Source organism: Stutzerimonas stutzeri (genome assembly GCF_019090095.1).
Classification (GTDB): domain Bacteria; phylum Pseudomonadota; class Gammaproteobacteria; order Pseudomonadales; family Pseudomonadaceae; genus Stutzerimonas; species Stutzerimonas stutzeri_AN.
Map to the genome: position 1 here is coordinate 139,866 of NZ_JAGQFP010000004.1, position 19,463 is coordinate 159,328.

General features: G+C 58.4%; 31 protein-coding genes. 2 read left to right on the forward strand and 29 right to left on the reverse strand.

Annotation, left to right across the window (positions count from 1 at the left end):
* Positions 1-7: 7 nt before the first annotated feature.
* Together uvrA and KVO92_RS22165 are read left to right on the forward strand one after the other, a co-directional pair.
* On the forward strand, positions 8-2,851 hold the full coding sequence (uvrA, locus tag KVO92_RS22160; RefSeq protein WP_217477749.1) for an excinuclease ABC subunit UvrA: 2,844 nt from the start codon (positions 8-10) through the stop codon (positions 2,849-2,851).
* Between the two features lie 95 nt (positions 2,852-2,946).
* Complete coding sequence (locus KVO92_RS22165) at positions 2,947-4,212, forward strand: M14 family zinc carboxypeptidase (protein ID WP_217477750.1); 1,266 nt, start codon at positions 2,947-2,949, stop codon at positions 4,210-4,212.
* Between the two features lie 226 nt (positions 4,213-4,438).
* Here the strand turns inward: KVO92_RS22165 and rplQ are convergent, their stop codons facing one another.
* From rplQ to tuf, 29 genes are all read right to left on the reverse strand, one after another.
* The gene (gene rplQ, locus KVO92_RS22170; protein ID WP_019339959.1) at positions 4,439-4,825 is read right to left on the reverse strand and encodes a 50S ribosomal protein L17; all 387 of its coding nucleotides are present in this window, start codon (positions 4,823-4,825) and stop codon (positions 4,439-4,441) included.
* A 45-nt stretch (positions 4,826-4,870) separates the two neighbouring features.
* Positions 4,871-5,872 carry a DNA-directed RNA polymerase subunit alpha gene (locus KVO92_RS22175; RefSeq protein ID WP_019339960.1) on the reverse strand — a complete coding sequence of 334 codons (1,002 nt, stop codon included), beginning with the start codon at positions 5,870-5,872 and terminating at the stop codon, positions 4,871-4,873.
* 22 nt (positions 5,873-5,894) lie between these two features.
* Positions 5,895-6,515, reverse strand: coding sequence for a 30S ribosomal protein S4 (rpsD, locus tag KVO92_RS22180; protein ID WP_217477751.1), 621 nt, complete (start codon positions 6,513-6,515; stop codon positions 5,895-5,897).
* 17 nt (positions 6,516-6,532) lie between these two features.
* Complete coding sequence (gene rpsK / locus KVO92_RS22185; protein ID WP_019339962.1) at positions 6,533-6,922, reverse strand: 30S ribosomal protein S11; 390 nt, start codon at positions 6,920-6,922, stop codon at positions 6,533-6,535.
* Between the two features lie 30 nt (positions 6,923-6,952).
* Positions 6,953-7,309 (reverse strand): 30S ribosomal protein S13, encoded by a 357-nt coding sequence (gene rpsM / locus KVO92_RS22190; RefSeq protein ID WP_014854208.1) that lies wholly within the window; start codon positions 7,307-7,309, stop codon positions 6,953-6,955.
* Positions 7,310-7,441: 132 nt separating this feature from the next.
* Positions 7,442-7,558, reverse strand: a complete 117-nt coding sequence (gene rpmJ, locus KVO92_RS22195; protein ID WP_021209367.1) for a 50S ribosomal protein L36 — start codon at positions 7,556-7,558, stop codon at positions 7,442-7,444.
* Between the two features lie 28 nt (positions 7,559-7,586).
* A complete protein-coding gene (gene secY, locus KVO92_RS22200; RefSeq protein WP_217477752.1) occupies positions 7,587-8,915 on the reverse strand; it encodes a preprotein translocase subunit SecY in 1,329 nt (442 codons plus the stop codon).
* Positions 8,916-9,350 carry a 50S ribosomal protein L15 gene (rplO, locus tag KVO92_RS22205; RefSeq protein ID WP_159969087.1) on the reverse strand — a complete coding sequence of 145 codons (435 nt, stop codon included), beginning with the start codon at positions 9,348-9,350 and terminating at the stop codon, positions 8,916-8,918. It abuts the gene before it with no gap.
* 3 nt (positions 9,351-9,353) lie between these two features.
* A complete protein-coding gene (gene rpmD / locus KVO92_RS22210) occupies positions 9,354-9,533 on the reverse strand; it encodes a 50S ribosomal protein L30 (protein ID WP_003281818.1) in 180 nt (59 codons plus the stop codon).
* 2 nt (positions 9,534-9,535) lie between these two features.
* The gene (gene rpsE, locus KVO92_RS22215; RefSeq protein ID WP_019339966.1) at positions 9,536-10,036 is read right to left on the reverse strand and encodes a 30S ribosomal protein S5; all 501 of its coding nucleotides are present in this window, start codon (positions 10,034-10,036) and stop codon (positions 9,536-9,538) included.
* Positions 10,037-10,039: 3 nt separating this feature from the next.
* Positions 10,040-10,390 (reverse strand): 50S ribosomal protein L18, encoded by a 351-nt coding sequence (gene rplR, locus KVO92_RS22220; RefSeq protein WP_217477753.1) that lies wholly within the window; start codon positions 10,388-10,390, stop codon positions 10,040-10,042.
* Between the two features lie 10 nt (positions 10,391-10,400).
* Positions 10,401-10,934, reverse strand: coding sequence for a 50S ribosomal protein L6 (gene rplF / locus KVO92_RS22225; RefSeq protein WP_217477754.1), 534 nt, complete (start codon positions 10,932-10,934; stop codon positions 10,401-10,403).
* Positions 10,935-10,946: 12 nt separating this feature from the next.
* Positions 10,947-11,339, reverse strand: coding sequence for a 30S ribosomal protein S8 (rpsH, locus tag KVO92_RS22230; protein ID WP_003281824.1), 393 nt, complete (start codon positions 11,337-11,339; stop codon positions 10,947-10,949).
* A 184-nt stretch (positions 11,340-11,523) separates the two neighbouring features.
* On the reverse strand, positions 11,524-11,829 hold the full coding sequence (gene rpsN, locus KVO92_RS22235) for a 30S ribosomal protein S14 (RefSeq protein WP_217477755.1): 306 nt from the start codon (positions 11,827-11,829) through the stop codon (positions 11,524-11,526).
* A 13-nt stretch (positions 11,830-11,842) separates the two neighbouring features.
* Entirely contained in the window at positions 11,843-12,382 is a 540-nt protein-coding gene (gene rplE / locus KVO92_RS22240) for a 50S ribosomal protein L5 (RefSeq protein ID WP_217477756.1), read from the reverse strand.
* A gap of 19 nt (positions 12,383-12,401) precedes the next feature.
* On the reverse strand, positions 12,402-12,716 hold the full coding sequence (gene rplX / locus KVO92_RS22245; RefSeq protein WP_019339971.1) for a 50S ribosomal protein L24: 315 nt from the start codon (positions 12,714-12,716) through the stop codon (positions 12,402-12,404).
* Between the two features lie 11 nt (positions 12,717-12,727).
* Positions 12,728-13,096 (reverse strand): 50S ribosomal protein L14, encoded by a 369-nt coding sequence (gene rplN, locus KVO92_RS22250; RefSeq protein ID WP_003289207.1) that lies wholly within the window; start codon positions 13,094-13,096, stop codon positions 12,728-12,730.
* A gap of 23 nt (positions 13,097-13,119) precedes the next feature.
* Entirely contained in the window at positions 13,120-13,386 is a 267-nt protein-coding gene (rpsQ, locus tag KVO92_RS22255; protein ID WP_029404618.1) for a 30S ribosomal protein S17, read from the reverse strand.
* 2 nt (positions 13,387-13,388) lie between these two features.
* Positions 13,389-13,580 (reverse strand): 50S ribosomal protein L29, encoded by a 192-nt coding sequence (rpmC, locus tag KVO92_RS22260; RefSeq protein ID WP_003289209.1) that lies wholly within the window; start codon positions 13,578-13,580, stop codon positions 13,389-13,391.
* Positions 13,580-13,993 carry a 50S ribosomal protein L16 gene (rplP, locus tag KVO92_RS22265; RefSeq protein ID WP_021209374.1) on the reverse strand — a complete coding sequence of 138 codons (414 nt, stop codon included), beginning with the start codon at positions 13,991-13,993 and terminating at the stop codon, positions 13,580-13,582. The genes rpmC and rplP overlap by 1 nt, the downstream gene beginning before the upstream one ends.
* A 12-nt stretch (positions 13,994-14,005) precedes the next feature.
* Positions 14,006-14,692 carry a 30S ribosomal protein S3 gene (gene rpsC / locus KVO92_RS22270; protein WP_021209375.1) on the reverse strand — a complete coding sequence of 229 codons (687 nt, stop codon included), beginning with the start codon at positions 14,690-14,692 and terminating at the stop codon, positions 14,006-14,008.
* Positions 14,693-14,705: 13 nt separating this feature from the next.
* A complete protein-coding gene (gene rplV, locus KVO92_RS22275) occupies positions 14,706-15,038 on the reverse strand; it encodes a 50S ribosomal protein L22 (RefSeq protein WP_003103908.1) in 333 nt (110 codons plus the stop codon).
* Between the two features lie 13 nt (positions 15,039-15,051).
* Positions 15,052-15,327, reverse strand: a complete 276-nt coding sequence (gene rpsS, locus KVO92_RS22280) for a 30S ribosomal protein S19 (protein WP_021209376.1) — start codon at positions 15,325-15,327, stop codon at positions 15,052-15,054.
* Positions 15,328-15,343: 16 nt separating this feature from the next.
* Positions 15,344-16,165 carry a 50S ribosomal protein L2 gene (gene rplB, locus KVO92_RS22285; RefSeq protein WP_217477757.1) on the reverse strand — a complete coding sequence of 274 codons (822 nt, stop codon included), beginning with the start codon at positions 16,163-16,165 and terminating at the stop codon, positions 15,344-15,346.
* Positions 16,166-16,179: 14 nt separating this feature from the next.
* Positions 16,180-16,479 (reverse strand): 50S ribosomal protein L23, encoded by a 300-nt coding sequence (gene rplW, locus KVO92_RS22290; protein WP_021209378.1) that lies wholly within the window; start codon positions 16,477-16,479, stop codon positions 16,180-16,182.
* The gene (gene rplD, locus KVO92_RS22295; protein WP_019339977.1) at positions 16,476-17,078 is read right to left on the reverse strand and encodes a 50S ribosomal protein L4; all 603 of its coding nucleotides are present in this window, start codon (positions 17,076-17,078) and stop codon (positions 16,476-16,478) included. Before rplD ends, rplW begins: the two co-directional genes overlap by 4 nt.
* A gap of 12 nt (positions 17,079-17,090) precedes the next feature.
* Positions 17,091-17,726: a 50S ribosomal protein L3 gene (gene rplC / locus KVO92_RS22300; protein WP_217477758.1), complete on the reverse strand. Its 636-nt coding sequence runs from the start codon at positions 17,724-17,726 to the stop codon at positions 17,091-17,093.
* An 81-nt stretch (positions 17,727-17,807) separates the two neighbouring features.
* Complete coding sequence (gene rpsJ / locus KVO92_RS22305; protein ID WP_003186070.1) at positions 17,808-18,119, reverse strand: 30S ribosomal protein S10; 312 nt, start codon at positions 18,117-18,119, stop codon at positions 17,808-17,810.
* A 149-nt stretch (positions 18,120-18,268) separates the two neighbouring features.
* Positions 18,269-19,462, reverse strand: coding sequence for an elongation factor Tu (tuf, locus tag KVO92_RS22310; protein ID WP_021209380.1), 1,194 nt, complete (start codon positions 19,460-19,462; stop codon positions 18,269-18,271).
* Position 19,463: the final 1 nt, after the last annotated feature.

The window sequence follows — 19,463 nt, forward strand, 5'->3', positions numbered from 1 at the left end:
GGCTGCTTTGGACAAGATTCTTATTCGTGGAGCTCGTACCCACAACCTGAAGAACATCGACCTCACCCTGCCGCGCGACAAGCTGATCGTGATTACCGGTCTGTCGGGCTCGGGCAAATCCTCCTTGGCCTTCGACACGCTCTACGCCGAAGGTCAGCGCCGCTACGTCGAGTCCTTGTCAGCCTATGCGCGACAGTTTCTGTCGATGATGGAAAAGCCTGACGTCGACACCATCGAAGGTCTGTCCCCGGCCATTTCCATCGAGCAGAAGTCGACATCGCATAACCCCCGTTCGACGGTCGGCACCATTACCGAAATCTACGATTACCTGCGCCTTCTCTACGCACGGGTCGGGACGCCACGCTGCCCTGATCACGACGCGCCACTGGAAGCCCAGACGGTCAGCCAGATGGTCGATCAGGTGCTGGCGCTGCCGGAAGGCCGGAAACTGATGCTGCTGGCACCGGTTATCCGTGAGCGCAAGGGTGAACACCTGGCGGTGTTCGACGAACTGCGCGCCCAGGGCTTCGTCCGCGCACGCGTCAACGGGCGGCTTTACGAACTCGATGAGCTGCCGAAGCTGGACAAGCAAAAGAAGCACTCGATCGATGTGGTGGTGGATCGCTTCAAGGTGCGCAGCGACCTGCAACAGCGCCTGGCCGAATCGTTCGAAACAGCGCTCAAGCTCGCCGACGGCATCGCCCTGGTCGCCTCGATGGAAGAGGACGACGACAGCGACGAAATGATCTTCTCGGCGCGTTTCGCCTGTCCGATCTGCGGGCATTCGATCAGCGAGCTCGAGCCCAAGCTGTTTTCGTTCAACAACCCGGCAGGCGCCTGCCCGACCTGCGATGGCCTGGGGGTCAAACAGTTTTTCGATGCCAAGCGCCTGGTCAATGGTGAGCTGACGCTTGCCGAAGGCGCGATCCGCGGCTGGGATCGGCGCAACGTCTATTACTTTCAAATGCTCGGCTCGCTTGCCTCGCACTACGGCTTCAGCCTGGATGTGCCATTCGATGCTTTGCCCGCCGAACAGCAGAAGGTTGTACTGCGCGGCAGCGGCAAGGAAAACGTCGACTTCCGTTACTTGAACGACCGCGGCGACATCGTCAAGCGCTCGCACCCTTTCGAAGGCATCATCCCCAATCTCGAGCGCCGCTACCGTGAAACCGAATCGAACTCGGTACGCGAAGAGCTGGCCAAGTATTTGAGCACCCAACCCTGCCCGGAATGCCGAGGCACCCGACTGCGCCGTGAGGCCCGCCATGTCTGGGTCGGCGACAAGACCCTGCCGGCCGTCACCGGCCTGCCCATCGGCGACGCCACCGATTACTTCGGCGCGCTGACACTTACCGGGCGTCGCGGTGAGATTGCCGACAAGATCCTCAAGGAAATCTGCGAACGCCTGCAGTTCCTGGTCAACGTAGGCCTCGACTATCTGACGCTGGATCGCAGCGCCGACACCTTGTCCGGCGGTGAGGCGCAGCGCATTCGCCTCGCCAGCCAGATTGGCGCGGGCCTGGTCGGCGTCATGTACATCCTCGACGAGCCTTCGATCGGCCTCCACCAGCGCGATAACGAACGCCTGCTCGGCACCCTGCGCCACCTGCGTGACATCGGCAATACCGTGATCGTGGTCGAGCACGACGAAGACGCGATTCGCCTGGCCGATTACGTCGTCGACATCGGCCCTGGTGCTGGCGTACACGGCGGCCAGATCGTCGCGGAAGGTACGCCGGACGAGGTCATGAATAACCCCGCCTCCGTGACCGGCGGCTATCTCTCCGGGCGAGTGAAGATCCTCTATCCCGAACAGCGCACGCCGCGTGACGCGACCAAACTGCTCAAACTCAAGGGTGCGCGGGGCAACAACCTGCGTAACGTCGACCTAGAGATTCCCGTCGGACTGCTGACCTGCATCACCGGTGTGTCAGGCTCCGGCAAGTCGACCTTGATCAACAATACGCTGTTCCCGATCACCGCCACCGCCCTGAACGGCGCGACGACCCTGGAAGTGGCCGCCCACGACTCGTTCGACGGCTTGCAGCACCTGGACAAGGTCGTGGACATCGACCAGAGCCCGATCGGACGCACGCCCCGCTCCAATCCTGCCACCTACACCGGCCTGTTCACGCCGATCCGCGAGCTCTTCGCCGGCGTTCCGGAAGCGCGCTCGCGCGGCTACGGCCCGGGACGCTTTTCCTTCAACGTTAAGGGCGGGCGCTGCGAGGCCTGCCAGGGCGACGGCGTGATCAAGGTGGAGATGCATTTCCTGCCGGACATCTACGTGCCTTGCGACGTCTGCAAGGGCAAGCGCTACAACCGCGAAACGCTGGAAGTGAAGTACAAGGGCAAGAGCATTACCGAAGTGCTGGACATGACCATCGAGGAGGCACGTGACTTCTTCGACCCGGTACCGGCGGTGGCGCGCAAGCTGCAGACCCTGATGGACGTCGGACTGTCCTACATCAAGCTCGGCCAGAGCGCGACGACACTCTCGGGCGGCGAGGCCCAGCGGGTCAAGCTGTCGCGAGAGCTGTCCAAGCGTGATACCGGCAAAACCTTGTATATCCTCGACGAGCCGACCACCGGCCTGCACTTCGCGGATATACAGCAACTGCTCGATGTACTGCATCGGCTGCGCGACCATGGCAATACCGTGGTGGTCATTGAGCACAACCTCGATGTTATCAAGACCGCCGACTGGATCGTCGATCTTGGTCCAGAGGGCGGTTCCAAGGGCGGCCAGATCATCGCAACCGGCACACCTGAGCAAGTAGCAGCCGTGAAGCAATCGCACACCGGCCACTTCCTCAAGCCTTTATTGGAACGAGACCGCTCGGCGGTTTAGTCGCCGCTCCAGCAACGATCGCAAGCGCAGCGGGGTCAATAGCACATCCGCCGGGCAGTTGGGCGGAACGCCTAACCCCATAAGGAGAGATCCCGATGCGCATCGTGCTTGCTGCTTGCCTGACTGGTGTCGGCCTGCTGCCCGGCCTCGCCACCGCGGCACAACCCAACGGCCCATGGATCACCGACGAGCAAAACGTCTCCCTCGAAGCATTCATGAGCAACCAACACCTATACGACCAGCTCAGCAGCCTCTGGCGACGATTTCCAGACAAACTGCAGCTGGAACAAGCCGGCAGCAGCAACGAGGGCCGTCCGATCTGGCTAGCGCGATTGGGCAATGCTGAAAAACCCGCAGTAATGATCATCACCCAGCAGCACGGCAATGAGCCCCACGGCACCGAAGCGGCGGTCAACCTGATACAACGACTCGCATCAGGTGGAGCCCTGTCGCGTCAGGTGCTGGACAACCTGCAGGTCCTGATCGTACCGAGAGTCAACCCGGACGGAGCGGAGCGATTCAGCCGCGGCAACATGGACTTCACCGCGCCACAAACCAGCGCTGACTGCCTGCGCGCCGACGGAACACTGGATCCCGCCAAGCTCGATCAGCGTCTGGGCGCCAACGTGACCGCCTATACCGGCGCCGACGGGCAGCGCCAGTGGAGCTATGACATCAACCGCTATCACTGGACCGACTGGAGCCAGAGCACCCAGATACGCTGCAACCCTGGCCTGGCGGCTGAGCGCCACTTCAACCCAGGACAGAACCCGGTCCCCGAAGCCGTGGCGGTACGGGGTATCTACGACCGTTACCAACCGATCTGGATGGTGGACGTGCACAACCAAAACCCCGCAGTCGTGCTCGACGACGTCGACCCCGAGGTTAACCGCCCAGGACGCCAGGTCACCGGCTCAATCACCTGGCCGACTCACCCGGATGTAGCACCGGAAGCCGTCGCGCTTTCCAAGCAAATGGCCATCGTGATGAAACAGCGCTCACAACAGCTCGGTTTCATGGAGATCACCAACTACTATTACGAACGCCCCAACGGCGATATCCGCCGCGGCGGCGGTGATCCGGGAATCGCACGCAACGCCTACGGTCTGCTCGGAAGCGAGCGATTGGCTGCCGGCGAGGCAGGTCCTCTGGGAGGCAGCATCCTGGTAGAAATCACCGGTCTGAACAGTCGCGGCCAGAAATCAGTCGGCATGCTACGCAACAATGTCCGCGAAATGCTGGAGGCCGTGCTGCTGGCGACCGCTGACGGCAGCCTGACGACCATTGATCCCGCTGAGGCAGACCGTCTGCTGCCGCCTGGAAACGAAAGCGACGAGCCGCTGAACAATCCGCACGAGTAGCCCTGCTGCGAGGGAACTGCAGCGTCCGCAAGCAAAATCGCGGCGCAGGGTAAAGAGAGACGACAACTGGGGCAGATCGCCCCAGGGTGGCCGCGGCTGGGCGCCTGCCCCGGTGCGCCAGACGCGCCTTCAACGTCAATGGTGAACGCCGCACATATCACAAGCGACTTTGCAGACATAAAAAAACCGAGTCCTGAGACTCGGTTTTTTTCTACAGCTGCCGAAGTTACTCGGCGGCTTCCACTTCGCCAGTAACCGGACGGTCAACCAGCTCGACGTAAGCCATAGGGGCGTTGTCTCCAGCGCGGAAGCCGCACTTGAGAATGCGCAGGTAACCACCTTGACGAGTGGCATAGCGCGGGCCCAGATCATTGAACAGCTTGCCGACGATCGCCTTGGAGCGAGTGCGGTCAAAAGCCAGACGACGGTTAGCGACGCTGTCTTCCTTGGCCAGGGTGATCAGCGGCTCGGCAACGCGACGCAGTTCTTTGGCTTTCGGCAGGGTTGTCTTGATCAGTTCGTGCTCGAACAGCGACACCGCCATGTTCTGAAACATCGCCTTACGGTGAGCGCTTGTGCGGCTGAGATGACGGCCACTTTTACGATGACGCATGATTGAAATTCCTTACCAAACGATCAGTTCGGTGACTGTAGGCGATCAGGCCGTAGCCTTATCGTCCTTCTTGAGACTAGCCGGCGGCCAATTATCGAGGCGCATGCCAAGGGACAGACCACGGGAGGCAAGAACGTCTTTGATTTCAGTCAGAGACTTCTTACCCAGGTTCGGCGTTTTCAACAGCTCGACTTCGGTACGCTGAATCAGGTCACCGATGTAGTAGATGTTTTCTGCCTTGAGGCAGTTGGCCGAACGCACGGTCAGCTCCAGGTCATCAACCGGACGCAGCAGGATCGGATCGATCTCGTCTTCCTGCTCAACCACGACCGGCTCACTGTCACCCTTGAGGTCGACGAACGCGGCCAGCTGCTGCTGCAGAATGGTCGCGGCACGACGGATCGCCTCTTCAGGGTCCAGGGTTCCGTTGGTTTCCAGGTCGATGACCAGCTTGTCCAAGTTGGTACGCTGCTCAACACGAGCGTTTTCGACAACATAAGCGACGCGACGAACCGGGCTGAAGGTAGCGTCGAGCTGAAGACGGCCGATGCTACGGCTTTCATCTTCATCGCTCTGACGCGCGTCAGCCGGCTCGTAGCCACGGCCGCGAGCGACCTTCAGCTTCATGTTGATCGAGCCATTAGCCGCCAGATTGGCGATCAGGTGATCGCCATTGACGATTTCGACATCGTGATCCAGCTGGATATCGGCAGCGGTAACAGCGCCCGCGCCCTTCTTCACCAGGCTCAAGGTCACTTCATCACGGCCGTGCAGCTTGATGGCGATACCTTTGAGGTTCAGCAGGATTTCGATGACATCTTCCTGCACGCCCTCGATAGCGCTGTACTCGTGGAGCACACCGTCGATCTCAGCCTCGACCACAGCGCAGCCGGGCATGGAGGACAACAGAATACGACGCAGCGCGTTGCCCAGGGTATGACCGAAACCACGCTCGAGAGGCTCGAGGGTGATCTTGGCACGGGTCGGACTGACCACCTGCACATCGATATGGCGGGGGGTCAGGAACTCATTTACCGAAATCTGCATGGATACACCTATTTTCTAGCCCTTACTTGGAGTAGAGCTCGACAATCAGGTTTTCGTTGATGTCGGCGGACAGATCACTGCGAGCCGGAACACTCTTGAAAACACCGGATTTCTTGTCGGCATCTACTTCGACCCATTCAACGCGACCGCGCTGTGCGCACAGTTCCAGGGCTTGGGCGATACGCAGCTGGTTACGGCATTTTTCACGAACGGCAACGACGTCACCGGCCTTCACTTGGTAGGAAGGCACGTTCACGGTCTTGCCATTGACGCTGATTGCCTTGTGGGACACCAGCTGACGCGACTCGGCACGAGTAGAGCCGAAGCCCATGCGGTAAACCACGTTATCCAGACGGCATTCCAGCAGTTGCAGCAGGTTTTCGCCGGTAGCGCCCTTACGGCTGGCAGCTTCCTTGTAGTAACCGCTGAACTGGCGCTCAAGCACACCATAGATACGACGGACCTTCTGCTTTTCACGCAGTTGAGTACCGTAATCGGACAGACGTCCACGACGCTGACCATGCACACCTGGGGGGGTTTCGATGTTGCACTTCGATTCGAGCGCGCGTACACCACTCTTCAGAAAGAGATCGGTGCCTTCACGACGAGACAGTTTGCACTTGGGACCAATATAACGAGCCATTTCTCACTGTCTCCTGATTACACGCGGCGCTTCTTCGGCGGACGGCACCCGTTGTGCGGGATTGGCGTCACGTCGGTGATGCTGGCGATTTTATAACCACAGCCGTTCAAAGCACGAACAGCAGATTCACGACCCGGGCCTGGTCCCTTGACGTTGACGTCGAGGTTCTTCAGACCGTATTCCAGCGCAGCCTGGCCAGCGCGCTCGGCAGCGACCTGGGCAGCGAACGGCGTGCTCTTACGCGAGCCGCGGAAGCCGGAACCACCGGAAGTAGCCCAGGACAACGCGTTGCCCTGACGGTCGGTGATGGTGATGATGGTGTTGTTGAAAGACGCGTGGATGTGGGCGATGCCATCAACCACCGTCTTTTTGATTTTCTTACGAGGACGAGCAGCAGGTTTTGCCATGATTAGATTCCTGTCGATGCGCTAACGCGATTACTTGCGGATCGGCTTACGCGGACCCTTACGGGTGCGAGCGTTGGTCTTGGTGCGCTGACCGCGTACCGGCAGACCACGACGATGACGCAGGCCGCGGTAGCAACCCAGGTCCATCAAGCGCTTGATCTTCATGTTGACTTCGCGACGCAGGTCACCTTCAACGATGAACTTGGCCACTTCGCCACGCAGCAGTTCGACCTGCTCGTCGGAAAGATCCTTGATTTTTGCTGCCGGGTTTACACCGGTAGCTGCACAGATGGTCTGTGCACGAGTGCGACCGACACCATAGATGTAGGTCAGCGAGATAACAGTGTGCTTGTTATCCGGAATGTTTACGCCTGCAATACGGGCCATTCAGTGAAACTCCAATTGACAGCTACCCAACGCCCCGGAAGCCAAGAAAAGGGCGCGAGATACTAACGCTGTAATAACAAATAATCAACCCGGCAGCGCACTAGCTGCCGGGCCCGAGCCTTAGCCCAACAATCAGCCTTGGCGCTGTTTGTGACGCGGTTCTGCGCTGCAGATCACCCGAATAACGCCTTCGCGACGGACGATTTTGCAGTTGCGGCACAGTTTTTTGACCGATGCACGAACTTTCATGACCAACTCCTGGAACCTTATGGGCTGACTAGCGGAGCATTCCGCTGCCATAGCCCTTCAGATTGGCTTTTTTCATCAGGGAATCGTACTGATGAGACATGAGGTGCGATTGAACCTGGGACATGAAGTCCATAACAACCACAACCACGATCAGCAACGACGTCCCGCCAAGGTAGAACGGCACGTTTGCAGCCACCACAAGAAACTGCGGCAGCAAACATACAGCCGTCATGTACAGGGCGCCGAACATGGTCAAGCGAGTCAGCACACCATCGATGTAGCGCGCGGACTGCTCACCAGGACGAATCCCCGGGATAAACGCACCGGACTTCTTCAGGTTTTCCGCGACATCCTTCGGATTGAACATCAATGCCGTGTAGAAGAAGCAGAAGAAGATGATACCGGCGCTGAACAACAAGATATTCAGCGGCTGGCCAGGAGCGATGGCCTGAGAGATGTCAGCCAACCAGCTCATTTTCTCGGACTGCCCAAACCACTGCCCCAGCGATGCCGGAAACAGCAGAATGCTGCTAGCAAAAATCGCAGGGATGACCCCCGCCATATTCACTTTCAGCGGCAGGTGGCTCGTCTGCGCAGCAAAGACCTTCCGACCCTGCTGACGCTTCGCATAATGAACGGCTATTCGCCGCTGACCACGCTCGATGAATACCACGAACCCGATAATAGCGACCGCCAGCAGCCCGACAGCCAGCAGCGCGATGATATTGACATCGCCCTGCCGCGCAGACTCGAAGGATTGCCCCAGCGCACGCGGGATTCCTGCCACGATGCCGGCGAAGATCAACATGGAAATGCCGTTACCGACACCTCGCTCAGTGATCTGCTCACCCAACCACATCATGAACATGGCACCCGCCACGAACGTCGTGACCGCTACAAAGTAGAAGCCGAAGTCCGCACTGAACGCGACACCCTGACCAGCGAGCCCTACCGACATACCGATCGCCTGAACAAGCGCCAGCACCAGCGCACCGTAGCGCGTGTACTGGCTGATCTTGCGACGCCCGGCCTCGCCTTCCTTCTTCAACTGCTCCAGCTGGGGACTGACCGCAGTCATGAGCTGCATGATGATCGATGCCGAGATGTACGGCATGATCCCCAACGCAAAGATGCTCATGCGCTCCAGCGCACCACCGGAAAACATGTTGAACAGGCTAAGGATGGTCCCTTCGTTCTGACGGAACAGCTCGGCCAACCTGTCGGGATTGATACCCGGCACCGGGATGTGCGCGCCAACACGATAGACGATGATCGCCATCAGCAGAAAACGCAGACGAGCCCAGAGTTCAGACAGCCCGCCATTACTCAGAGCGGAGAGAGCACCTTGCTTAGCCATTTATTCCTCGAACTTGCCGCCAGCTGCTTCGATAGCCGCACGCGCACCTTTGGTGGCGGCGATGCCTTTCAGTGTTACAGCGCGACCAACCTCGCCCGACAGCATGATCTTCACCCGCTGAACGTTCTGGTTGATGACGTTGGCATCCTTGAGGCTCTGCACAGAAACGACGTCGCCTTCTACCTTGGCCAGCTCGGACGTACGCACTTCGGCGCGATCCATGGCTTTCAGCGAAACGAAGCCGAACTTTGGCAGACGGCGATGCAAGGGCTGCTGACCGCCTTCAAATCCGGGCGCGATCTTGCCGCCGGAGCGGGAAGTTTGACCCTTGTGACCACGACCACCGGTCTTGCCGAGGCCGCTACCGATGCCACGGCCCGGACGCAGCTTTTCGCGACGGGCGCCTGGCGCAGAACGCAAATCGTTCAGTTGCATGGCTTAGCCCTCCACACGGAGCATGTAATAAGCCTTGTTGATCATGCCGCGATTTTCAGGAGTGTCCTGAACTTCGACGGTGTGACCGATGCGACGCAGGCCGAGACCCTTGACGCACAGCTTGTGATTGGGGATACGACCGCTGACGCTTTTGATCAGCGTGACCTTGACGGTGTTAGCCATGATCAGGAAATCTCCTCAACGCTCTTGCCACGCTTGGCAGCGATCGACTCAGGCGACTGCATGGCCTTCAAGCCCTTGAAGGTGGCATGAACCACGTTCACAGGATTGGTAGAGCCGTAGCATTTCGCCAGGACGTTCTGCACGCCGGCCACTTCCAGGATGGCGCGCATCGCACCACCGGCGATGACACCGGTACCCTCGGAAGCAGGCTGCATGTACACCTTGGAAGCGCCATGCGCGGCCTTGGTGGCGTATTGCAGAGTGGTACCGTTCAGATCGACCTGAATCATGTTGCGGCGAGCCGCCTCCATGGCCTTCTGAATAGCAGCCGGCACTTCGCGGGACTTGCCACGACCGAAACCGACACGACCCTTACCATCACCCACCACGGTCAACGCGGTGAAAGTGAAGATACGGCCGCCTTTTACTGTTTTGGCGACGCGGTTAACTTGAACCAGCTTCTCAATGTAGCCTTCGTCGCGCTTTTGCTCGTTATATGCCATAACTTAGAACTCCAGCCCGCCTTCACGAGCAGCATCAGCCAGTGCCTTGACACGACCGTGGTACTTGAAGCCAGAACGGTCGAACGCCACCTGGGTGACACCTGCGGCCTTAGCACGCTCAGCGACCAGCTGACCAACTTTCTTGGCAGCGTCGACGTTGCCGGTGGCTCCGCCGCGCAGTTCTTTGTCGAGAGTCGAGGCGCAGGCCAGGACCTTGCCGCCGTCGGCCGAAAGGACCTGGGCGTAGATGTGCTGGGAAGAGCGGTACACACAAAGGCGTACGGTTTCCAGCTCGCGCATCTTCAGGCGTGCCTTGCGAGCGCGACGCAGACGAGTAACTTTCTTTACGCTCATTTGCTATGCCCTACTTCTTCTTAGCTTCTTTACGACGGACCACTTCGTCCGAGTAACGCACGCCTTTGCCTTTGTAAGGCTCAGGACGGCGGAAATCACGGATTTCAGCAGCCACCTGACCAACCAGTTGCTTGTCGACACCCTTGATCAGGATATCGGTCTGGCTGGGGGTCTCAGCGGTAACGCCTTGCGGCAGTTCATATTCCACCGGATGCGAGAAGCCGAGAGCCAGGGACAGCACTTGACCTTTGGCTTGCGCCTTGTAACCAACACCAACCAGCTGGAGCTTGCGCTCGAAGCCCTGGCTAACGCCGATCACCATGTTGTTAACCAGCGCACGGGTGGTACCGGCCATGGCACGGTTCTGCTGATCGCCATTACGCGCAGCAAAACGAAGCTCACCAGCCTCGTGAATAACTTCCACGGACGAGTGCACATTCAGCTCGAGAGTACCCTTGGCACCCTTTACCGAAAGCCGCTGACCAGACATGTTGAATTCAACACCGGCGGGCAGCTTGACGGGGTTCTTAGCAACGCGAGACATGCTTATCCCCCCTTAGAACACTGTGCAGAGCACTTCGCCGCCGACGCCAGCAGCGCGAGCAGCCCGATCAGTCATCACACCCTTGTTGGTGGACACGATCGAAACACCCAGACCGCCGCGAACCTTCGGCAACTGATCAACGGATTTGTACTGGCGAAGGCCAGGACGGCTTACGCGCTTGAGCTCCTCGATGACCGGACGGCCTTCGAAGTACTTAAGCTCGATAGACAGCTGCGGCTTGGCGTCGCTGCTGACGTTGTATCCTGCGATATAGCCTTCACCTTGAAGAACGTTGGCTACAGCCACCTTCAGGGTGGAAGACGGCATGCTTACGACGGACTTTTCGGCCATCTGGGCATTACGGATACGAGTTAGCATGTCCGCTAACGGGTCCTGCATACTCATGGGCTCTTGGCTCCTAAAACAAAAAAATAAGCCCGCTAGGGCTCGTGTCGCCAGACAGAACAGTCGACGCCTCGGGGCGTGACTCGGGCGAGCCGGACATTCTAGAGATAGTCCAGAAACGAATCAAGCCCCATAAGGGGCTTGATTGAAAACAGCGGGCCCGGCACATGGCCGGACCGCCATCTTACCAGCTGGCCTTGACCAGACCTGGTACATCACCGCGCATAGCGGCCTGACGCAGCATGTTACGTGCAAGACCGAACTTGCGATAAACACCATGCGGACGACCGGTCAATCGGCAGCGGTTACGCAGACGGGATGCGCTCGCATCACGCGGCTGCTTCTGCAGCGCAACCTGAGCTTCCCAACGCGCTTCCGGAGTGGACTCCGGGCTGGCGATGATCGCTTTGAGCGCGGCACGCTTCTGAGCGTACTTGGCAACCGTTTGCTGACGCTTCAGCTCGCGGTTCTTCATGCTTTGCTTAGCCATGCACCTACTCCAATCAGTTACGGAACGGGAAGTTGAAGGCACGTAGCAGCGCACGACCCTCATCATCCGTCCGAGCAGTAGTGGTCAGAGTGATATCCAGACCACGCAGGGCATCGATCTTGTCGTAATCGATTTCCGGGAAGATGATCTGCTCCTTCACGCCCATGCTGTAGTTGCCACGGCCGTCGAACGACTTGGCATTCAGGCCGCGGAAGTCGCGAACCCGAGGCAGGGAGATGGACAGCAGACGATCCAGGAATTCGTACATACGATCGCTGCGCAGGGTCACCTTGACGCCGATCGGCCAACCTTCGCGGACCTTGAAGCCAGCGATGGATTTGCGAGCGTGAGTCACGACGACCTTCTGGCCGGTGATCTTTTCAAGGTCAGCGACGGCGTTATCGATGATCTTTTTGTCACCGATCGCCTCGCCGAGCCCCATGTTAAGGGTGATCTTGGTGATGCGCGGAACTTCCATCACGTTGCCAAGCTGGAGCTCTTCCTTCAGCTTGGGAGCGATTTGCTTCCGATAAACTTCTTTTAGTCGTGCCATGGTTATCTACCTAGCAGTCTCAAGCTTCAACCGGCTTTTGGGTCGACTTGAAGACACGAATTTTCTTGCCGTCTTCAACCTTGAACCCAACGCGGTCAGCCTTGTTGGTTTCACCGTTGAAGATAGCGACGTTAGAGGCGTGCAATGGGGCCTCCTTCTCGACGATACCGCCCTGAACGCCCGACATCGGGTTCGGCTTGGTATGACGCTTGACCAGGTTGATACCACCGACGACCAGACGGTCGTCAGCGAGAACCCGAAGCACCTTACCGCGCTTGCCCTTGTCTTTGCCGGCGATGACGATGATCTCGTCGTTGCGACGAATCTTTTGCATGCGGCTTCTCCTTACAGCACTTCAGGCGCGAGCGAGACGATCTTCATGAACTTCTCGGAACGAAGTTCACGCGTCACCGGCCCGAAAATACGGGTGCCAATAGGCTCCTGCTTGTTGTTCAACAGAACAGCAGCATTGCCATCGAAGCGGATGATCGAGCCGTCCGGACGACGAACACCGTGACGGGTACGGACTACAACAGCAGTCATTACCTGGCCTTTCTTGACCTTGCCACGCGGAATCGCTTCCTTGACGGTAACCTTGATGATGTCGCCGATGCCGGCGTAACGGCGGTGCGAACCACCGAGCACCTTGATACACATGACGCGACGAGCGCCACTGTTATCCGCCACATCGAGCATTGATTGAGTCTGAATCATATAATTTCTCCGACCCCTAGCCCTTAGACTTCGACGGCACGTTCAACGACATCAACCAGCATCCAGCACTTGGTCTTCGCCAGCGGACGAGTCTCGCGGATAGTGACCTTGTCGCCAATACGGCACTGGTTGGTTTCGTCGTGGGCGTGCAGTTTGGTCGAACGCTTCACGTATTTACCGTAGATCGGGTGCTTGACGCGACGCTCGATCAGTACGGTGATGCTTTTGTCCATCTTGTCGCTGACGACGCGGCCAGTCAGCGTGCGGACAGTCTTTTCAACTTCAGCCATGATCACTTACCTGCCTGCTGGTTGAGCACAGTCTTGACACGAGCAATGTCGCGCTTGACCTGCGAGAGCAGGTGAGACTGCCCCAACTGGCCAGTTGCTTTCTGCATGCGCAGATTGAACTGGTCGCGCAGCAGCTCGAGCAGTTGCTCGTTCAGCTGCTGAGCGGATTTTTCACGAAGCTCATTCGCTTTCATCACATCACCGTCCGCTTAACAAAGGAGGTGGCGAGCGGCAGCTTTGCAGCAGCCAGGGCGAAAGCCTCACGCGCCAGCTCTTCGGAAACACCCTCGATCTCGTAGAGCACCTTGCCCGGTTGAATCTGGGCTACCCAGTACTCGACGTTACCCTTACCTTTACCCATCCGGACTTCCAGGGGCTTCTTGGTGACAGGCTTGTCGGGGAAGACGCGGATCCAGATCTTGCCGCCACGCTTCACGTGACGGGTCAACGCACGACGTGCGGACTCGATCTGACGCGCGGTGAGACGACCACGAGCGACAGACTTCAGAGCGAACTCGCCGAAGCTGACTTTGCTACCGCGCTGTGCCAGGCCACGGTTGTGACCGGTCATCTGCTTGCGGAATTTTGTACGCTTTGGTTGCAACATTTGGCGTACTCCTTACTTGGCAGCTTTTTTACGAGGCGCAGGCGCTTGCGGCTTGAGCTCTTCATGGCGACCACCAATTACTTCGCCTTTGAAGATCCAGACCTTAACGCCGATCACACCGTAGGTGGTGTGCGCTTCGTAGGTGTTGTAGTCGATATCGGCACGCAGGGTGTGCAGCGGCACACGACCTTCCCGATACCATTCTGTACGGGCGATTTCAGCCCCACCCAGACGACCGCTCACCTGGATCTTGATGCCCTTGGCACCAATGCGGATCGCGTTCTGTACGGCGCGCTTCATGGCGCGACGGAACATCACGCGACGCTCCAGCTGCTGAGCGACGTTCTGTGCTACCAACATTGCATCGAGTTCCGGCTTGCGGATTTCTTCGATGTTGATGTGCACCGGCACACCCATTTTCTTGGTCAGGTCCTGACGCAGCTTCTCGACATCCTCACCCTTCTTGCCGATCACGATGCCGGGACGAGCGGTGTGGATGGTGATGCGTGCTGTCTGAGCCGGACGATGGATATCGATACGGCTTACGGACGCGCTTTTTAGTTTGTCTTGGAGGTACTCACGTACGTTCAGATCTGCAAGCAGATAATCGGCGTACGTACGACCGTCTGCGTACCAGACGGAAGTGTGCTCCTTGACGATTCCCAGGCGAATGCCAGTGGGATGTACTTTCTGACCCATCTGATCGACTCCGTTACTTGTCCGCAACCTTGACAGTGATATGGCAAGACCGCTTGACGATGCGATCAGCGCGGCCTTTGGCACGCGGCATGATGCGCTTAAGCGAACGCCCTTCGTTGACGAAGACCGTGGAAACCTTCAGGTCGTCCACGTCAGCGCCTTCGTTGTGCTCGGCGTTGGCAACGGCCGACTCCAGCACTTTCTTCATGATCTCGGCGGCTTTCTTGCTGCTGAAAGCCAGCAGGTTGAGCGCTTCGCCCACCTTCTTCCCGCGGATCTGGTCGGCGACCAGGCGGGCTTTCTGGGCGGAGATGCGAGCGCCCGACAACTTAGCGGCTACTTCCATCTTTCCTTACCCCTTAGCGCTTGCCTTTCTTGTCCGCTACGTGCCCGCGATAAGTGCGGGTACCAGCGAACTCGCCGAGTTTGTGACCGACCATGTCTTCGCTCACGAGAACGGGAACATGTTGACGGCCGTTATGCACAGCGATGGTCAAACCGACCATTTGCGGCAGGATCATCGAACGACGCGACCAGGTCTTAACTGGCTTGCGATCATTCTTCTCCATCGCCACTTCGACCTTCTTCAATAGGTGAAGATCGATAAAAGGACCTTTTTTCAGAGAACGCGGCACTGTCGTATCCCTCTAGTTACTTGCGACGACGGACGATCATGTTATCGGTGCGCTTGTTAGAGCGAGTTTTCGCGCCCTTGGTTGGGAAGCCCCATGGCGACACCGGATGACGACCACCGGAGGTACGACCCTCACCACCACCGTGGGGGTGATCGACCGGGTTCATTGCCACACCGCGAACGGTCGGGCGAACGCCACGCCAGCGCTTGGCACCGGCCTTACCCAGCGAACGCAGGCTGTGCTCGGCATTCGAGACTTCGCCCAGGGTCGCACGGCATTCAGCCAGCACTTTACGCATCTCGCCGGAGCGAAGACGCAGGGTCACATAGGCACCTTCACGCGCAACCAGCTGAGCCGAAGCACCAGCGGAACGAGCGATCTGAGCACCCTTGCCCGGCTTGAGCTCGACACCGTGAACGGTGGAACCCAGCGGAATGTTGCGCAGCGGCAGGCTGTTGCCAGCCTTGATCGGCGCGTTGACGCCGGAAAGAAGCTGATCGCCAGCCGCCACGCCTTTCGGCGCGATGATATAGCGACGCTCACCGTCCGCGTACTTCAGCAGCGCGATATGAGCAGTACGGTTTGGATCGTATTCGACGCGCTCGACGATGGCAGGAATGCCATCCTTGTTGCGGCGAAAATCGACCAGACGGTAATGCTGCTTATGACCACCACCGATGTGGCGAGTGGTGATACGACCGTTGTTGTTACGACCGCCAGACTTCGACTTCTTCTCAAGCAGCGGAGCATAAGGAGCGCCTTTGTGCAGCTCCTGACCGACCACTTTGACCACAAAACGGCGGCCCGCGGAAGTCGGTTTGCATTTAACGATTGCCATGATGCACCCCTTCCTTACTCTGCGTTGCCGGAGAAATCGAGATCCTGGCCTGGCTGAAGCGCAATGTACGCTTTCTTCCAGTCGTTACGCTTGCCCAGCCCGCGAGCGGTGCGCTTGGTCTTGCCCTGAACATTCAGGGTGCTGACCTTGGCAACTTTCACGTTGAACAGGCTTTCGACGGCCTTCTTGATTTCCAGCTTGGTTGCATCAGTCGCAACCTTGAAAACGAACTGGCTCTTGCTGTCGGCCAGCATGGTTGCCTTCTCGGAGACGTGCGGACCAAGCAGGACTTTGAATACGCGTTCCTGGTTCATCCCAGCAGCTCCTCGAATTTCTTCACAGCCGACACGGTGATCAACACCTTGTCATAGGCGATCAGGCTGACAGGATCCGAACCCTGCACATCGCGTACATCGACGTGCGGCAGGTTGCGAGCTGCCAGATACAGGTTCTGGTCGACGGCGTCGGAAACGATCAGTACGTCGTTCAGACCCATGCCGGTCAGCTTGTTGGCCAGCAGTTTGGTCTTCGGGCTGTCGACAGCGAAGTCTTCAACCACGACCAGACGCTCGGAGCGAACCAGCTCGGAGAGGATGGAGCGCAGGGCTGCGCGATACATCTTCTTGTTGAGCTTCTGCTCGTGATTCTGAGGACGAGCTGCGAAGGTCACGCCACCGCCACGCCAGATCGGGCCACGCGAAGTACCAGCACGTGCACGGCCTGTGCCCTTCTGACGCCAGGGGCGCTTACCGCCACCGGATACATCGGAGCGAGTCTTCTGCTGCTTGCTACCCTGACGACCGCCAGCCATGTAGGCGACGACTGCCTGGTGCACCAGCGTCTCATTGAACTCACCACCAAAGGTTTGCTCGGAGACTTCGATGGCTTGTGCGCCATTAACATTCAATTGCATGTGAACTCCCCCTTACCCGCGAGCCTTGGCAGCCGGACGCACGACAACGTCACCGCCAGTGGCACCGGGCACTGCACCCTTGACCAACAGCAGATTACGCTCGGCATCGACACGCACGATTTCCAGGGACTGCACGGTTACGCGCTCGGCGCCCATGTGCCCGGACATCTTCTTGCCCTTGAAAACACGGCCTGGAGTCTGGCATTGGCCAATCGAACCCGGGACGCGGTGGGATACGGAGTTACCGTGGGTATTGTCCTGACCACGGAAGTTCCAGCGCTTGATGGTACCGGCAAAGCCTTTACCTTTGGACTGACCGGTGACATCCACCATTTGTCCAGCCTGGAAGATTTCAGCGCTGATCTGGTCACCAACCTGGAACTCCTCGCCTTCAAGGCGGAATTCCCAGACGCCACGACCAGCAGCAACGTTCGCCTTGGCGAAGTGACCAGCCTGAGCCTTGGTAACACGGGACGCGCGACGCTCACCCACTGTCACTTGAACAGCACGGTAGCCATCGCTTTCTTCATTCTTGAACTGAGTGACGCGATTCGGCTCGATCTCAATGACCGTAACCGGAATAGAGACACCATCTTCGGTGAAAACGCGGGTCATGCCGCATTTACGACCGACTACACCAATAGTCATGTTGTAACCTCTTGAGTGTACGGGGCTTTCACCCGCTATGGCCGCCCATTTCAGAGCGTTACACGACTAAAACTCGAAGTTTTAGCCGAGGCTGATCTGCACTTCCACGCCAGCCGCAAGATCAAGCTTCATCAGCGCATCGACAGTCTTGTCGGTCGGCTGGACGATATCCAGCACACGCTTATGAGTGCGGATCTCGTACTGGTCGCGCGCATCCTTGTTGACATGCGGAGAAACCAGAACAGTGAACCGCTCTTTGCGGGTCGGCAGTGGAATCGGACCACGCACCTGAGCACCAGTACGTTTCGCGGTTTCCACGATTTCCTGGGTTGATTGATCGATCAGGCGATGGTCAAAAGCCTTCAACCGAATACGGATTTGTTGGTTTTGCATTTTGACCTCAGACTCCAATTAGCCATCCCTACCAAACGCAATACGCCCGGTAAAAGGAGGCGCAATTGTACGGATGCGTCCAGGGGGTGTCAATAAATGATCAACAATAGAAAAAGGGCCCCAAGGGGCCCTTTCCGACATCGAATAATTTATTCGACGATCTTGGCAACCACGCCGGCACCAACGGTACGACCGCCTTCGCGAATCGCGAAGCGCAGACCGTCTTCCATGGCGATCGGCTTGATCAGGGTGACAACCATTTTCACGTTGTCGCCCGGCATGACCATCTCAACGCCTTCCGGCAGTTCGCACGAGCCGGTCACGTCAGTGGTACGGAAGTAGAACTGCGGACGGTAGCCCTTGAAGAACGGGGTGTGACGACCGCCTTCTTCCTTGGACAGAACGTACACTTCAGCTTCGAACTTGGTGTGCGGCTTGATGGTGCCCGGCTTGGCCAGAACCTGACCACGCTCGACGTCATCACGCTTGGTGCCACGCAACAGCACGCCACAGTTCTCACCTGCACGACCTTCGTCCAGCAGCTTGCGGAACATCTCGACACCGGTGCAGGTGGTCTTGGTGGTAGCACGCAGACCAACGATCTCGATTTCTTCCTGGACCTTGACGATGCCGCGCTCGACACGACCGGTCACAACGGTACCGCGACCGGAGATCGAGAACACGTCTTCGATCGGCATCAGGAACGGCTTGTCGATGGCACGAACCGGCTCAGGGATATAGGTATCCAGAGTCTCGACCAGCTTCTTGACCGCAGTGGTGCCCAGCTCGTTGTCGTCTTCGCCATTCAGCGCCATCAGCGCGGAGCCGATGATGATCGGCGTGTCGTCACCCGGGAAGTCATAGGTGGACAGCAGATCGCGAACTTCCATTTCGACCAGCTCGAGCAGCTCGGCGTCGTCGACCATGTCAGCCTTGTTCAGGAACACGACGATGTACGGAACACCTACCTGACGGGACAGCAGGATGTGCTCACGAGTCTGCGGCATGGGGCCGTCAGCAGCCGAGCAAACCAGGATCGCGCCGTCCATCTGGGCAGCACCGGTGATCATGTTCTTGACGTAGTCGGCGTGACCGGGGCAGTCAACGTGCGCGTAGTGACGGACGTTCGAGTCGTACTCTACGTGGGCAGTGTTGATGGTGATACCACGAGCCTTCTCTTCCGGCGCGCTGTCGATCTTGTCGAAATCGACACGAGCGGAGCCGAAAACTTCGGAGCACACACGGGTCAGAGCAGCAGTCAGAGTAGTCTTGCCATGGTCAACGTGACCAATGGTGCCAACGTTGACGTGCGGTTTGTTACGTTCGAATTTTTCTTTAGCCACG